Here is a 14,536-nt window from a genome sequence, read left to right as displayed (position 1 = left end):
TAAGAATATATTTTTTCTTGTACCAAATACCCCATTAAACCAAAATTAGTTACCTAAAGTGTATTTATCCGATTTTTTAGTAATTATATTTAAACATTATAAATTAATGTAAAATTTCAAGTGCATCAACAATCTGAAACAGGAAAAGTTAATTATGCCTCTAGCAGTTGGTACGGATGCACCTGCATTTACCGCCAAAGATACAAACGGCAACACAGTTTCGTTATCTGATTTGAGGGGGAAGACGGTTGTTTTATACTTTTACCCCAAAGATGACACGCCAGGCTGCACCAAACAAGCCTGTAGTTTTCGGGATGCCCAGTCTCAATATCAAGGTAAAGATATTGTAATATTGGGAGTCAGTGCAGATGATGAAGTCTCCCATCAGGCATTCACCCAAAAATATAATTTGAATTTTCCCCTACTGGCTGACACCGACAAATCCCTCATCAAAGCTTTCGATGTGGATGGCGGCGGTTATGCCAAGCGCGTCACTTACGTAATTGACCCCAACGGTAAAATTACCCATGTTGACGCTAATGTAAATACCAGCAACCATGCTAGCGATATTTTAGCTGCGCTTGGACTGTAGTTTTTTACCTGATAATTCAGGATTTTTTTTAAATAGTTTCAGCCCCAAGCCCTAGAACACCAATTCAGTAATCCTCGAAGAACCTCTCCCCCTACCCTTGTAGGGAAGGGGCTGGGGGGTTAGGTTTTTGATTACTGAATCGATGCTCTAGAGGCTTGGGGTTCTTTGTTTGAATTCAGTTACCTGATGGTGGTGTCACCGATGGCGATGTAACTGATGGTAGTATAATCGTTGGCAAACTATTGGTGGTTGGTTGCTGTTGTTGACCTTGAATTAGTTTTTGTTGCCTTGCTTTAAAGGCTGCTGCTGCTGAGTTTAGTTCTTCGTTCTGTTGGTTAGAATCCCAGTTGAGATTCCCGAAATTTGCCCGATGAATCAGATCGAACATATTGAAATTGTCTGAGTTGGAACGGGCGAAAGGATCGGTATTTTGGTCTGTTGTACTATTGCTGGGGAAAGCATCCGTTGGGCTGCTGATTTGAGCGGAACTTGGTTGAGCCATGAGCAAGGAAGCAAAGCTAATTCCTGCTGCCGTAGCTAGAAAGAGTCTAGTAATTTGTAAAAATGGTTTTTTCATGGGTTTTGACCCTAAATAAAATTGATCTATTTTATCTTTTTAAGCCAGAGTACGCCGCAGTTGGGGTTGAATACTCAGCAAGGCGACTAGGGCAAAGCCAAACAACACTAGTAATGCTCCCCCAAAGGTAACATCGCCCCAAGGAGCCTGCATCACTATACTACTTAGTCCCCAATTACTGTGGAAATAGAGATAGCGAATTGGTTCGATCGCATAACTGAGAGGATTTAGAGTAGCTACAACCTGTAACCACTTAGGCATGAAGGATAGAGGTGCTAAAGCAGTACTCGCAAACAATAATGGTAGGTTAGTGACAAAAATCACTGCAATCAATTCAATATGTCCGGGTAAAGCAAAAGCTAAACCGAGGGAGATGGCTGTTACACCCAAAGCTAAGAGTAAGACAATTAAAGCGATCGCACTTAAACCCGCTACATCTGGAAGTCCAGCCCCCAAAAATGCTGCTGCTGCAACAATTACGGCTGCTTGCAACAAACTTTGGCTGATAATAAAAATGGCTGAGGCAAAAACAATGGAAAACCGCGATGCTAAGGGTGCTACTAGCAAACGATTCAAAAAGCCGAACTCGCGGTCAAACATTACAGGTAAACCAGCATTCAGCGCCCCAGCAAAGGCTGTAAACACAATGATGCCAGCAGCTAAAAATTGACCGTAATTTGTTGTATTGCCAAATATACCCTTGGGGGCATTTTGGAATAAAGCACCAAATAGCACTAACCACATTACTGGTTGAATAATTCCAGCAACCAAAGATGAGGGACGGCGTTGCAACTGAATAAACAAGCGACGAGTTAAAGCCAACGTCTCTTGTACCAATTCACCGAAAAAGTTAGGTGCAGTATTAACATCTGCTTGCGGTGATGCTAGCGGCTGCCAATTGATATCAGATTTAGGAGTAACACTCATGATTGGGGATTGGGGATTAGGGATTAGGGATTAGGGATTGGGGATTGGGGATTGGGGATTAGGGATTGGGGATTGGGGATTGGCAAAACTCTTTCCCAGTTCCCAGTTCCCAGTCCCCAGTCCCCAGTCCCTATCTCATATTCTGCTTCTTCTCAGCTTTGGGATCGCGGGTGGCGACGGCTGCGAGTTCTGCATCCAACAAGGTGCGTCCTGTGGCAGCGAGATAAACGTCATCGAGGCTGGGGCGAGATTGGGCGATGCCAAATATGGGCAAGCCAGCGGTATTCAGCGCTTGCTGTATGTTAATGAAAACATCATTCTGAGGTGTCACTACTAAGTTGAGTGAATTACCTTGAGCGCTGTTGATGATGATTTCTTGGACAAAGGGCAAAGGTTTCAGGAGGTTTTTAGCTTTTTGGGCTTCTTCAATGGGGGAAAACTCGCGGATTCGCAAGGTGATGCGATCGCCCCCTACTCGATCTTTCAATTGCGAAGGTGTATCGCTGGCAATGACAACGCCGCGATCTATAATTGCCACGCGATCGGCTAAAGCGTCAATTTCTTCTAAGTAATGGCTGGTAATTACTACCGTCGTCCCAGAAGCGCGTAATTTTTTGAGGAAATCCCACACTACAAAACGGGTTTCTATGTCAAGCCCTACAGTTGGCTCGTCCAATACCAGAACATCCGGTGCATGGAGCAAGCCGGCAGCCAAGTCTAGGCGCTTGCGTAAACCGCCTGAGTAGGTTCCTGTCTTTTTATTGGCGTATTCTTGCAAACCGAGTAAATCTAATACCGTTTCAATACGCTGTTTGGCTACTGCGCCTGGAAGGTGATAAAGTGCTGCTTGCAATTGCAGCAGTTCTTTTCCAGTCAACACCTTATCTATAGCGACTTCCTGAGCTATGTAGCCTAGTCGTTGTCTTGCCACTTTTGGATTATCTAACACAGAGATGCCAGATACTTCGATAATGCCTGCATCCGGTGTGGTCAACGTACACAAAGCACGCAAGGTAGTAGTTTTCCCAGCACCGTTGGGACCAAGCAAACCAAAAATTTCTCCTGGTTCTACCTGAAAGGAAACATCCTGGACGGCAACCACTGTACCGTAACGTTTTTGCAGATTTTGAATTAAAACGGCGGGAGCCATGACAGCCGATCCCCAACTATACAAATCTCAATAAAGTCTATCCTTATTGTAGAAGGTAGAGAGCAAGGAAATAGCGCATGAGCGAAAATCTGTAAATAAGTTCGCTTCATGCGCTATGCTGCCAAAAATTTTTAATTATTCTAAACAAGTTGCTCGATTGCGTTTGTAGCGAAACAAACCAAATACTACAGCAACTAATCCTAAACCTGGAAGATTTGCAGGCTCTGGAACCTTACGAATGGGAGGCTTAGGCGGAGTGTAGTACCTAATCGGGACATCTGGCAGATCGCCATTAAATAGATAGTTGTGAGACTCGCCATTTCCTGTCAAAGAAGCTACCACGACATTGCCGTTAATTTGACCATTATTGAAATTGAAATTAGCCAAAGGCGCAAGGATACTACCTTGGATGCCAATTCCACTAGCAGTTATGTTAGTTGCTTCATAAAAGTTGTAAATTACCTTTTGTTTATCTGCGCCAATGATATTAAACCCAAAGTTTTGCAGTGACACATCCTTACCGCTGATATTGACAACGATAGTTGAATTTGCGTCCCCTTTAATTTCAAAATAGTTTGTCTTGGATACAGATGAGCCTGCAAGATTAAAAACATTGAAAGCAGTACCACTGCCACTAAGGTTAATAGCACCCCAAGGTTGAACTGTTGTGTTACCAGTAGGAGTCAAGGTTGCTAAATATTCAGATAGTCCTCGCAGTTGTTTCCCTGCTTCATTGAAGTTGATGGGATTACCCTGGCTGAGAGTTCCTTGGGGAAATCCCACATTGCTGGATACATTGGCGCTGCCTCCATAGACAGCATTCCCGTGGTAGACTTGACCGTTGCTTAGAGTTAAATTCTGTCCAGCGACTACTACGTTGCCGCTATTGCCAGAAAGTCTGCTTCCAAGTCCGCCGACGAAATTTATGTTACCGCCAGCAGCAACTTTTCCTTCAATATCTGTATATTTTTGAGAGATATCTCCCAAAACAAATACATTGTAATCAGAGGCAGCGCCTAACTCAACTGCATTCGCTCTTGCTGAGAAACCCAGCGCCAGAGTTACTACAATCGGAACTGTTACTAACCCCCAAATATAATAGGTTTTTGATTTCATCTTCTAGTTTAGGATCATCAAAACGATCCTATGGCTATAAATCAAAGATTGCACTAGTTTACTAGCTATTTTTATTGAAGTTTCACATTAGTATAACTACTGTATACTTTTCTCAAAATTATCTGCTCAACCGCAGATTTACTGTTTACTGCATGAATTAAATTTTTATCAACAATAATTCATGAGTTAGGAGTTAGGACGTTATTTCAAAACTTTGAAAGTTTTGAGGCTAGTGTGATTGTAACCACTGATAAATTCCCCTATCACTTGGATATGTTGCAGGTAATTAAGAATAGATTTTGTGATGACTTCTCCCAACATTAACAAGGGAATTCGTGGAGGATAGTAACTTGATTGTAGAAGGTGGAGAGCAGATTTGATCTGAGTTTCAAGTTGCTCGCTCGAGGAAGTAAACAATAGGCAGAGGGAGAATAGGGAGCAAAAAGAATCTTTCTCCTTTGCTGCTTTTTGGCAGGATTGGTAATTGAGCAAAACCTAAAAATTACCCATTCCTAAATTCCAGTTAACATCATAGACCGCTTTATCGACTAGGGCGGATATATCCTTCTGCTTCCAATTTTTTTAAGGCTCTTTCGACTGCTACTTTTCCATATCTTATACCAACAGCAGTAGATTCCTGAGTGATTTGGGGAATAACGGTAATTGTTTTTTGTCCTAAAGGTGTCTGATAAAATGCAATAATTTGTTTGATTTCTTCATTGGTAAAGTATTTATTATAAATAGGAATAATCTCATTGACAAGATCATCTATCTTGAGTTCAGCAGCAAAAGTATCCCAAAACTTTTGAGGAACTTGAGGGTATTCGGACTTGAAATTATTTAATATTTGAGTGAGGATCTGTGTAGAAATATTTTTGGTACCAGTTATCTCTAACAATTTCTTGATATTATTAGTTTTTTCTATTTCTTGAGCATTATTACTTGGTGCAATAGTATTAGTTGGACTTTGAGCAAAAGCAGCTTTATTGAAGGTCGTTACTAAGGAAAGTACAACTGCTGCTGTGAACAAAAAATTTATCTTCATTGATTTAAATTTATTTTTAAGAGAAGATTATTTAGGTAAGTTTGACAAACGAGGAACCATTGTAAGTAATGGTCTCAAATTATTATCCTTAAATTTACCATATAAGTCATTCTTTTACTACCTTTAGGGTGCGGAAACTACTATCAGCACAACCACCGATCGATCCTCCCATTGCCTGGATTTGTTGCAGATAGTCAAGGACGGGTTTGATGATGACTTCTCCTGGCATTAACACAGGAATTCCTGGGGGATAGGGACAGACGATTTCGGCACAGATGCGTTTATTGGTTTGTGTCAAAGGTAGTATTTCACTGACAGCAAAAAAAGCTTCGCGGGGAGAAAGTTGTAAAGCATAATCTAGGGTTCTGTCTAGATTTAGCCAAACCTGGTTTTTAACAGTCAAGTTGCTTCGGCAATATTCTTTAGTGAGGGTGGTGAAACCTTGGACTAATTGTTCAATATCGGCTGGGGTGTTGCCTAAACTAATAATAAAGGTGAGATGTTGTATTGAGGCGAATTCAGCAGTAACAGCAAATTTTTCATCAAGAATTTCATCTGCTTCAAATCCGGTTAAACCTAAACCAGAAACAGTTACAGTTAGTCGCGTTTTATCTAAAGCTACAAAACCGGGAGATCCCCCCAACCCCTCTTTAAAAGGGGGGCTTAAAACTGATAATCCCGGAATTTGACTGATTTTTGTTCTAGCTTCTTTAGCAAGTTGCAAAGTGCGAGACATCAGCATTTTTCCGTGGAGTGCCATTTGCTGACGCGCTGCATCTAAAGAAGCTAAAAGTAAATAACTAGGACTGGTAGACTGTACGAGCTGCAAAGCTTTACTGATGCGATCACCATTTATCCTATTACCTTGAACGTGCAGCATCGATGCTTGTGTCATCGCACCGAGTACCTTGTGGATGGATTGTACAGTTAAATCAGCACCTGCGGCTAAAGCTGGAGTGGGTAGTTCTGAATGAAAGGCAAAGTGTGCGCCGTGTGCCTCATCTACAAGTAGAGGGACATTATATTGATGAGTAATATTGGCGATCGCCCTCAAATCTCCACAAACACCGTAGTATGTTGGATAAACTGTCAACACTGCTTTCGCATCTGGATGTTGTTGGAGTGCAGCTTGTACAGCATTGGGTGTAATGCTATGGGCAATATCTAAAACTGGATCGTATTCAGGATTGAGAAAAATTGGTATAGCACCAGAGAGAATTAAACCTGCGATCGCAGAAGAATGCACATTGCGAGGCAGAATAATTTTATCGCCTGTGCCACAGGTAGCAAGAATAGCCGCTTCAATCCCACAGGTAGAACCATTGACAAGAAACCATGTTTGCGAAGCACCAAATGCCTCAGCCGCCAGTTGTTGTGCTTCTTGAATAACGCCTTGGGGTGCAAAGAGATTATCTAAATCTGCTAATTCGGTTAAATCAGCGCTAAAGACGGCTTTGCCAAATAAATCGGCTAAGGGTTGAGGAATTCCCTTGCCTTGTTTGTGTCCTGGGGTGTAAAAAGGTGCATGGGGTCTTGCTGCATTGGCTTTTAAGGCATCTAATAAGGGTATTTGATTTTGATTAGGCATTAAAATAAAACAAACCGTTAATGATAAAATTTGAAATCTGTTAAGGCATATTCATAAAATAATTAGCTTCTTATTGCACGCTCTTTCACCCATTGTTTTAACAGAGGGATTTCAAAATCATATCCTCCATTGATTTTGTGTAAAATATGATAACGCAACAAGCGGGTTAATACCTTTTCAGCAATTTTAGTAGTTTTAGGTAATAAAATATCTGTTCTGGCAACTTGTAATAATAATTCTTGACCAATTACCATTTCTTCTGGTGTAGTTCCTGTAAATTCTGTCCAAATATTTGTAAAATAAGGCTGACCGGAAATAAATGCGTCATTAATAGAAGCTTGCAAGAGTTCGGTAGTAATCAAATCAGTATGATTAAAGTTAGCTTGATTTACCATTGATGCGCCCAATAATTGTAGGCAGTAAGGGTGACAATTGGTAAGCTTTAATACTTCTTTTACAATCCCTGGAGCGTAACGCAGTGCAAAATCTGGATCTGGCTTAAGGACTAATTCCTCGGCTTCGTTAGGTTCAAGATAAAGCATTTCTATCGGGACAACGCTGATAAAATAGTTACTCCAATTCGGCCCTAATTCCTCTAAAGTTTGCACCCCAGAAAACAGAAAACCGAGTTGTTCGTAATGTTGAATTAAGTGGCGTAGTTGGTCAAATAAACGTAAAGTTATCTGTCCCTTTTGGATAGCCGTACCAATTTTTTCAAATTCATCAAGGTTGAGAAGAATGCGCCGTTCTCCAATTTGGTCAAATGCTTCATCCAACCAATCTTCTAAGGTTGTATAGGGACTAGGTTGAAAATCGGTGCGTTTAGGAATGTTTGGTAATTGAACGCCTTGACTTTTGCAGTCTTTATGAATTGCACGGACTAAGCCAAAGCAAAAGTCAGATTCGCTAGTGGTAATGGCGGAACTTTGCATATCTACAAATACGGGGAGAATATCACTGGGAAGCAGGCGGGGAAAGTTATACAAAAAGGAAGTTTTACCACAGCGACGGGGGCCGTGCAGCACAAGGGTAGGTCGATCGCGGTTTAAAACTCGACGAACAACTTCATCGGCAAATCTCTGACGACCTTTAAACAAGTTTTTTTGGTCAAATCGCACCGGATTTCCATATTGGAACGGGTTGATTAGTTCGCCTTGAGAGAGTTTACGTTGTTCATTTTGTTCCAGTTCAATAACCTTTTGCCAATGTTCCAGTACAGGTGTCCAGCGTTTGATGGCTTCGTCTTTAAGTCCCAGAGAGGGTAATTGGGATTGTAATCGAACAACATTGTTATTGATTCGTTCTAATCCTCGTTCTCGTAGGGGTATATTTTTATTTTCAAGTGCAGATTGAATATCTTGAATAATAGTTTGCAACCGAGGAAGAAGGATAGAAAGTTCAGGTTTAACCTTTGGTAAAGATGTTTCTGGAGTAGAGGTGTCGCTGTCAGAATTGAGGTGATAGAAGGGGAAAATCAGGAAGGGTAATATGGGATGGTCTGAGTTGGCAGTAAAGATTAGTTCTGGAATACTTTGAATTTGCTTGAGTTGATTGGCGACAATTTGTGGTAAGGCATTTTGCAGGGTTATTTGAAATCCTGGTAAAGAAAAAGTTTGGGTATATTGAAAGATTGTTAAGGCTTGTTGAGGTCTTTGACAAAATTCAGAAACAAGAAGTTGAGGATGATTAGATAAAGGTATCCACAGGAGTTCGCTTGTGTAAGGAGGTAATTGAAAAAGTATTTTTGCTATTTGGGGACGTAACCGCCTATTTGTTGAATCTGAAAATCTGAAAAGTTTTAGTAAATAATGAGGAAATATATAATAACTACCTAAAGAGATAAAGGAATAATCAGGAAATATTCTGTAATAGCTGACTAAGGTTACAGGAATAATTAATACTGAAAGCCATTTTAAATTTAGGGCAGAAAGAGCTATTAAAATCACTGTAGTGGTGATAAAAACTCTGTTGTCTTTTGCTGGTGCAAGAGCAAAAGCAATTAAACTTGCAACAACCGAAAACCAAGTAAGCGGTAAAGTAGCAACTCCCGCCACTCCAACCGCCACTCCGACCGCCACTCCGACTGCCACTCCGACCGCCACGACTCCCCCTACGACTCCCCCCATGACTCCCACCACGATGACCGCCACTCCGACTGCCATGACTCCTGGCACGACGACCATCATTCCGATCGCCACGACGACCGCCATGACGACCGCATTATCGCTATTTTTTATACTTTCTATTGCTGAAAATAGGAGAAAGCCTGTTATTCCACTTACTAACAATAGAAACAACCAGTTTTGAGTTACTAACCACGTTCCTAACATCACATTGATTGTTCCTCCCACGACCATCACATTACGAGCAAGGCAAAGATGTTTTTTTAACAGTTGCATTAACCAAACAGTTAATGATATGGATACTCCGAAAACTGGAAGACCTATCCCTATTTGAGGTAAAGAAGGTAAAACTTTAATAGCTTCTTCTAAGCTTTTTAACCAGCTATCAGGCTGATTTAATACAACTATTAACCACAACAAGGGGATAATCAGTCCTAGAGGTAAAAATAAAACCCCTGTCGCATAAGCAATTAACATTACACAAGGTAACTGTAACCAATCCAACAATTGATTACGCTCAATCAGTCTGAAAATAAGAGGAATATTAAAAATTAATAATAGTAATAAATACTGACTAATAAATCTTAAGTTTTTGGACAATAAAATCTCAATAAAACTTGTGTCTGGTCTGCGTCCAATTTTTTCTTTTTGAGGCAACCATTCATTCATTCGTTGTTGAAGCCTTGAAGGGCAAAACATTACCCACCAAAATAGTTCCCAAGTTTCTCGCAAAAACAGCAACATTTTTTAGATTTAATGTTTGAACCTTTGGCTTATTCCTTTATCTTTGACCTTTGATAAACTCTGCAAACACACTGCTAAATAAACCCCCATTCTTCCGTAATAACCCATGACGCTGAAGCCTATCTACAATTGCCCGATCGCGAATAGGTAAATTACTCCCTCCCAACTCATAACGTAATACTAAACGTTCAACTTCGGTTAAATCTTTCCAAAGTTCTTCAAAACGAGGCTTTGCTTGAAAATTAAACTCATTTTTAGCTATTTCTTGATTCCCATCTTGCCACAACATCGCCCCCGCCATCTGCACATAATAGGGCAACCCTCCTGCTAACTCATCCACCCATTGAAATACCGCAGAATCAGGCAGAAATCCTTTCTGGATGATGCTTTGCCAAGCTTTCTCCTCTAATGCCCCTAAAATAGTCGTACTAAAAATATTGGCAAAGGGAGAACCCAGACTCAAAGTTTCGTAAACTTCATTAAGAGGGCGTTTACTGGCAATTAGCATTGTTAATAAACCCGCACAAGCCTTAGAACGCCAATCTTCTCCCCAATCCTGAAACAATTCCAATCTATCTTTTTTACTAGCAATGGCTTCAAACTCATCCAATAAAATAATTAAACGATACCCTTCATCTACTAACACCTGTAAGCCATCTTCTACTGCAAAGCCATCTTCATTATCTTCTTTTGACCAAGGATAATTACCTGTTAGTTTGTGAATCCCTCGCCTTAAGCCTTCAATAATCCCCTCTGGAGTATGAAAATTCCTATTCGTTAAATCTAAGAAAACAACTAAAGGCTTTTGTTCTGGCGAACAAAATTCGCTGATTCTTTCTTTGATATATCGCAATAGAGAGGTTTTTCCATTGCGCCGCAAACCCACCAAATTGACACATTGAGGACTAATCGCGCCAATGCGGTTTTTAATCTCTAAAATCTCTTTTCTCCGTCCGTAAAAACGTTGTGGAGGAATAGGAAGACCATATTCAAATGGATTATCACCTTTGGGCTTTGGCTGATGAAATTGTTTATTAAGTAACGCAATTTCGGGAAATTGCTTCACAATAACTTGAGCCGAAACTGCCCGCCCACCTAAATCGTTACCCTCATCACGGGAAAGATGCACAATTCCACAAACTTTACCTGTTAGTAAATTTAATAAAGGCGAGCCACTAAAGCCTGAGATAACTTGCCCTTGCTTTAACTTATAGAGACTAATATCCTGTTTAAAACTTATTCCTTCATATTTAAAGCTTGCTGAATCTCCCTGCGAATAATCAACTTCGCTATTCTTGGGATAACCGAAAATATATAAATCATTGTTGGTATTGGGTTTTGTCTCATCCAATTCAACACAGGGATGATCCAAACAATCCTCGTCCAGTCGTAAAAGGGCTAAATCAAGGGGATATTTGCATAATTGCGTAACTTTAGCTGTGTAATTCTGGTTTCCTGCTTTCCAGAATACTTGCACAGGGTTATCTTTTGCAGATTCGACCACATGGGCGCAGGTGAGAATCCAATTTGGTGCAACAAAGAAACCTGTTCCCTGACTACTGGCAACATTTAAACGCACTGTACAGCGTTGTAAATCGTCTTCGTTACCCATTAATTGCTCTCATCTAGCATCTTTGTAAGAAGATTACCACAACTGTAAGACAATCAACTGTTATTTACCCCATTCCATCGTAATTTCTAGGTTAGCTGTGCCTGTTCCTTTGACAATTAAAGCGGTTAGTTGTCCTGACTCAACTCCAATTTGTAAACCTAGTTTGACACTAAATTTATCTGGTTTGACTGTCTCGCTAATATCTTTTAATGTACCTGCGACATCTTCAGCAATGGATTTAATAATTTCTGTGGCTTGTTTAAAAATTCTGGTTTCATCAGAAACGGGTTGTTCTCCTATAGGCGTAACCTCTACTTTAATTATTTTACCGTCAGAAAGTTGAAAGGAAATAATTTTGGTTTTATCTGCCATACTTCATTTTTTCTGTTAATTTTTCGTGCAAGGATTTTCCTAAATAATGGGAAGAAGGTATATGGTATTGTTACATTTTTCGGGCACGATTAAATTGAGAAAAATTGGTATTGCACGCAGAGGCGCCAAGGATACAGAGTAAGAAGAGAATCGTTATGCAGAATGCTATGCTTGCGTTAAAATGCGTAAGTCCTGTGTAGCTGACTAGATGAGACCTTATCATCAAATCCCGATTTTTGAGTGTGGCGAACTGTTGGTGGAGATTCCTTTGGAATTGTTTGCAGTGGAATCTCCCCATCCTTATGAAAAGTTAGGTGCGCCTTATGGCGATCGCTCTCCTTATTATCTTCGTCAAAGCGTCATTGAAAATTTGATTCGAGCGCAAAATTATCTTAATCTCTTGCATCCTAACTGGCGGATTCAAATATTTGATGCCTATCGCCCAGTAGCAGTCCAGCAGTTTATGATAGATTACAGCTTCGCCCAAGCAGTGCGGGATAGAGGACTGACTAATGTGGAGTTATCCTCAAACCAACGCCAAGAGATTTGGGAAGCGGTTTATGCAATTTGGGCTGCACCGAGTTTAGATGAAAAAACTCCGCCTCCTCACAGTACTGGTGGGGCGGTGGATGTGACGCTGGTAGATGATACTGGCGAAATAGTGGATATGGGTTCGCCAATTGATGAAATGTCAGAGCGATCGCATCCCGATTATTATGCCAATAGCGATCGCTCAGAAACGCAAAAGTATCATGTTCACCGTCAACTATTGCGAGATGTAATGTTAAAAGCCGGCTTTCAACGCAATCCTAGAGAATGGTGGCATTTTTCTGTCGGCGATCAAATGTGGGCTTGGCTGAATAATCAATCTAATCCAGCCAATCCTACCACAGCACGTTATGGACGGCTTGTATAGATGCGTTATTACAAAAAAATTCAGGAGTCAGAATTCAGAATTCAGAATTGAATTGGAGTCTAACTGGCAAACTTGCTCAATCTAATGCTGAATAAATGGTGATACTAAATGCGAAATCTTTCTTACGGAATCCATAAGGAATAAATAAGCGTTCATCCTACACTTTCTTCTTCTGACTACTGAATTCAGACTACTGAATACTTCTTCAAGCATCTTGAGGATTCAGTTCTTTTAACTCGTCGGTAGTGTAAGTACCAATGGGAGTCCAAACTAAATAAGGAAGGAGTAACAGCGCCGCCACTAGAGAAATAGGTAAAACGCAGATTGCTAGGACAACTCCTGAAATCAAACCGATTAGCCCAAGAACTTCCCCAACTTTAAGGCTGCGAAACCTCAACATTGTAGGTATGTAGGCGACGGTGATAATTTCCACCAAAAGGTATAAAGCCATTATTAGCCAAGTAATTAGGCTTCCGGGATTTTTTTCCCAGACAATATAAGCTGAAGCTGCACCACTGATAAAAATCACAGTCCAGATAATTGGAATCAGCGGCTCAAAAACTAGCCAGCGAGGGCGACTTAAGTTTGCAAACCATTTAACATCACGTGGCGTGATGAAGAAACTACCAAGGGCGACGAAGAAAGTTACAGCCCCAATTATTATCCAAGATGGAATCATAATGCACTCTTGCTTTGTGTATTTTGTCAAGTCATACACTGCAAGTTTGACAATTTAGGCTAGATGTTTAATCATTCCCTGGTGCGATTCTTAGGCATCTTGAGGATTGAGACTCATCATCTGCCAAGTGGTATAAGTACCAATGGGACTCCAGAGTAAATAAGGAACTAGTAATAGGGCTGCCCAACCAGAAAAACCTAAGACTGCAAGTATCAATAAAACATCAATAATCAAACCTGTGCCACCGAGAATTGTACCCACTTTCAGACTGCGAAGCTTAAACATTACAGGCGTATAGGCAATGGTAACAATTTCTAATAGCAGATATAAACCCATGATTAACCAGGTTGAGGTGCTTCCTGGGTCTTTTTCCCAGACAATATAAGCTGACCAAGCACCGCAAATAAATATTACAGTCCAAATAATCGGAATTGCGCCCTCAAAAGTTAGCCATCTCGGTCGTTGTAAACGCTTGAACCATTGGCGATCGCTAGGCGTAATCACGTTCGCTGCTAAAGCAACCAAGAAAGCCACGCCCCCAATCACCATCCAAGATTTAATCATGCCCGTTAGTCCTTTACAAGCGCTATTTATCGGTTAATATCACTCTTTATAGTGTGATTTTGTCAATTTAATTGCTAATTACTCATCATCCCTGAGTTTGAAACCTTCACATCATTTGGCTGGATTTTAAATTATAGGCATTGGGAATGGCACAAAAAGTAGAAAGGACGTGATTTGTGTGACTTTTTTAGTGACACGCGATTTGGATGCTATTTTTCCAGATGCGATCGCTAGAGCGCGTCCTGTTGGGCTTTGAAGAGTTTATCTGGATTGTTGCAATAGCACATAGCAAGCGCAGACCGGATTATTGGAGAAGGCGATTTCAGTGAGTTTTTGATTAAGGTTAGCGATCGCTTTTTAACTACAACAGATTGCATGATGAGCTAGAGATAATCGTCAGGGCACAACATGTTGTGCCCCTATCCGCGTACTTCATTTACTTTGTTAATCAAGTTTCACAGCGATCGCCATAAATAAGAAAATTGTAGAAGCTCAAAGATTGATCGGGAATAGAGATGGTAACATTAGCCT

The 14,536-nt window shown here is 40.7% G+C and carries 13 protein-coding genes; 2 read left to right on the top strand and 11 right to left on the bottom strand.

Translation table 11 applies throughout. The features are described 5' to 3' along the window. Positions 1-154 precede the first annotated feature (154 nt). Positions 155-592 carry a peroxiredoxin gene (locus tag RMY32_RS03920; protein WP_322709011.1) on the top strand — a complete coding sequence of 146 codons (438 nt, stop codon included), beginning with the start codon at positions 155-157 and terminating at the stop codon, positions 590-592. Between the two features lie 175 nt (positions 593-767). Here RMY32_RS03920 and RMY32_RS03915 read toward each other — a convergent pair whose 3' ends face one another. The 9 genes from RMY32_RS03915 to RMY32_RS03875 form a co-directional block, all read right to left on the bottom strand. Continuing rightward, on the bottom strand, positions 768-1,169 hold the full coding sequence (locus RMY32_RS03915; RefSeq protein ID WP_322709010.1) for a hypothetical protein: 402 nt from the start codon (positions 1,167-1,169) through the stop codon (positions 768-770). Positions 1,170-1,208: 39 nt separating this feature from the next. Next, positions 1,209-2,096, bottom strand: coding sequence for an ABC transporter permease (locus RMY32_RS03910; RefSeq protein ID WP_322709009.1), 888 nt, complete (start codon positions 2,094-2,096; stop codon positions 1,209-1,211). A gap of 130 nt (positions 2,097-2,226) precedes the next feature. Next, positions 2,227-3,246, bottom strand: coding sequence for an ABC transporter ATP-binding protein (locus RMY32_RS03905; protein WP_322709008.1), 1,020 nt, complete (start codon positions 3,244-3,246; stop codon positions 2,227-2,229). Between the two features lie 135 nt (positions 3,247-3,381). Next, positions 3,382-4,362, bottom strand: a complete 981-nt coding sequence (locus RMY32_RS03900; protein WP_322709007.1) for a choice-of-anchor A family protein — start codon at positions 4,360-4,362, stop codon at positions 3,382-3,384. 541 nt (positions 4,363-4,903) lie between these two features. Beyond that, on the bottom strand, positions 4,904-5,392 hold the full coding sequence (locus RMY32_RS03895) for a DUF2059 domain-containing protein (protein ID WP_409882192.1): 489 nt from the start codon (positions 5,390-5,392) through the stop codon (positions 4,904-4,906). A gap of 121 nt (positions 5,393-5,513) precedes the next feature. Beyond that, the gene (locus RMY32_RS03890; protein WP_322709005.1) at positions 5,514-6,995 is read right to left on the bottom strand and encodes an aminotransferase class I/II-fold pyridoxal phosphate-dependent enzyme; all 1,482 of its coding nucleotides are present in this window, start codon (positions 6,993-6,995) and stop codon (positions 5,514-5,516) included. Positions 6,996-7,057: 62 nt separating this feature from the next. Beyond that, positions 7,058-9,862 (bottom strand): AAA family ATPase, encoded by a 2,805-nt coding sequence (locus tag RMY32_RS03885; RefSeq protein WP_322709004.1) that lies wholly within the window; start codon positions 9,860-9,862, stop codon positions 7,058-7,060. Positions 9,863-9,899: 37 nt separating this feature from the next. After that, positions 9,900-11,474: a serine protease gene (locus RMY32_RS03880; protein ID WP_322709003.1), complete on the bottom strand. Its 1,575-nt coding sequence runs from the start codon at positions 11,472-11,474 to the stop codon at positions 9,900-9,902. Between the two features lie 60 nt (positions 11,475-11,534). Next, positions 11,535-11,846: a CU044_2847 family protein gene (locus tag RMY32_RS03875; RefSeq protein ID WP_322709002.1), complete on the bottom strand. Its 312-nt coding sequence runs from the start codon at positions 11,844-11,846 to the stop codon at positions 11,535-11,537. 208 nt (positions 11,847-12,054) lie between these two features. On the opposite strand from RMY32_RS03875, the gene RMY32_RS03870 reads away from it, so the two are divergent. Continuing rightward, complete coding sequence (locus RMY32_RS03870; protein WP_322709001.1) at positions 12,055-12,762, top strand: M15 family metallopeptidase; 708 nt, start codon at positions 12,055-12,057, stop codon at positions 12,760-12,762. A gap of 205 nt (positions 12,763-12,967) precedes the next feature. On the opposite strand, the gene RMY32_RS03865 is transcribed toward RMY32_RS03870, so the two are convergent. Both RMY32_RS03865 and RMY32_RS03860 read right to left on the bottom strand, forming a co-directional pair. After that, positions 12,968-13,441, bottom strand: coding sequence for a TspO/MBR family protein (locus tag RMY32_RS03865; RefSeq protein WP_322709000.1), 474 nt, complete (start codon positions 13,439-13,441; stop codon positions 12,968-12,970). A gap of 90 nt (positions 13,442-13,531) precedes the next feature. Then, the gene (locus RMY32_RS03860) at positions 13,532-14,005 is read right to left on the bottom strand and encodes a TspO/MBR family protein (protein ID WP_322701606.1); all 474 of its coding nucleotides are present in this window, start codon (positions 14,003-14,005) and stop codon (positions 13,532-13,534) included. Positions 14,006-14,536 lie beyond the last annotated feature (531 nt).

Source organism: Nostoc sp. ChiSLP03a (assembly GCF_034531215.2).
Taxonomy (GTDB): Bacteria; Cyanobacteriota; Cyanobacteriia; order Cyanobacteriales; family Nostocaceae; genus Nostoc.
Note: the sequence above shows the minus strand (reverse complement) of the source record. Positions and strands in the feature narration are given on the sequence as shown.

What these genes read in the sequence shown, in the direction of transcription:
- RMY32_RS03905 (WP_322709008.1), bottom strand. Translation starts at nt 3,246, where the DNA reads ATGGCTCCCGCCGTTTTAATTCAAAATCTGCAAAAACGTTACGGTACA.
- RMY32_RS03860 (WP_322701606.1), bottom strand. Translation starts at nt 14,005, where the DNA reads ATGATTAAATCTTGGATGGTGATTGGGGGCGTGGCTTTCTTGGTTGCT.
- RMY32_RS03870 (WP_322709001.1), top strand. Translation starts at nt 12,055, where the DNA reads ATGAGACCTTATCATCAAATCCCGATTTTTGAGTGTGGCGAACTGTTG.
- RMY32_RS03890 (WP_322709005.1), bottom strand. Translation starts at nt 6,995, where the DNA reads ATGCCTAATCAAAATCAAATACCCTTATTAGATGCCTTAAAAGCCAAT.
- RMY32_RS03875 (WP_322709002.1), bottom strand. Translation starts at nt 11,846, where the DNA reads ATGGCAGATAAAACCAAAATTATTTCCTTTCAACTTTCTGACGGTAAA.
- RMY32_RS03865 (WP_322709000.1), bottom strand. Translation starts at nt 13,441, where the DNA reads ATGATTCCATCTTGGATAATAATTGGGGCTGTAACTTTCTTCGTCGCC.
- RMY32_RS03880 (WP_322709003.1), bottom strand. Translation starts at nt 11,474, where the DNA reads ATGGGTAACGAAGACGATTTACAACGCTGTACAGTGCGTTTAAATGTT.
- RMY32_RS03920 (WP_322709011.1), top strand. Translation starts at nt 155, where the DNA reads ATGCCTCTAGCAGTTGGTACGGATGCACCTGCATTTACCGCCAAAGAT.
- RMY32_RS03885 (WP_322709004.1), bottom strand. Translation starts at nt 9,862, where the DNA reads ATGTTGCTGTTTTTGCGAGAAACTTGGGAACTATTTTGGTGGGTAATG.
- RMY32_RS03900 (WP_322709007.1), bottom strand. Translation starts at nt 4,362, where the DNA reads ATGAAATCAAAAACCTATTATATTTGGGGGTTAGTAACAGTTCCGATT.
- RMY32_RS03910 (WP_322709009.1), bottom strand. Translation starts at nt 2,096, where the DNA reads ATGAGTGTTACTCCTAAATCTGATATCAATTGGCAGCCGCTAGCATCA.
- RMY32_RS03915 (WP_322709010.1), bottom strand. Translation starts at nt 1,169, where the DNA reads ATGAAAAAACCATTTTTACAAATTACTAGACTCTTTCTAGCTACGGCA.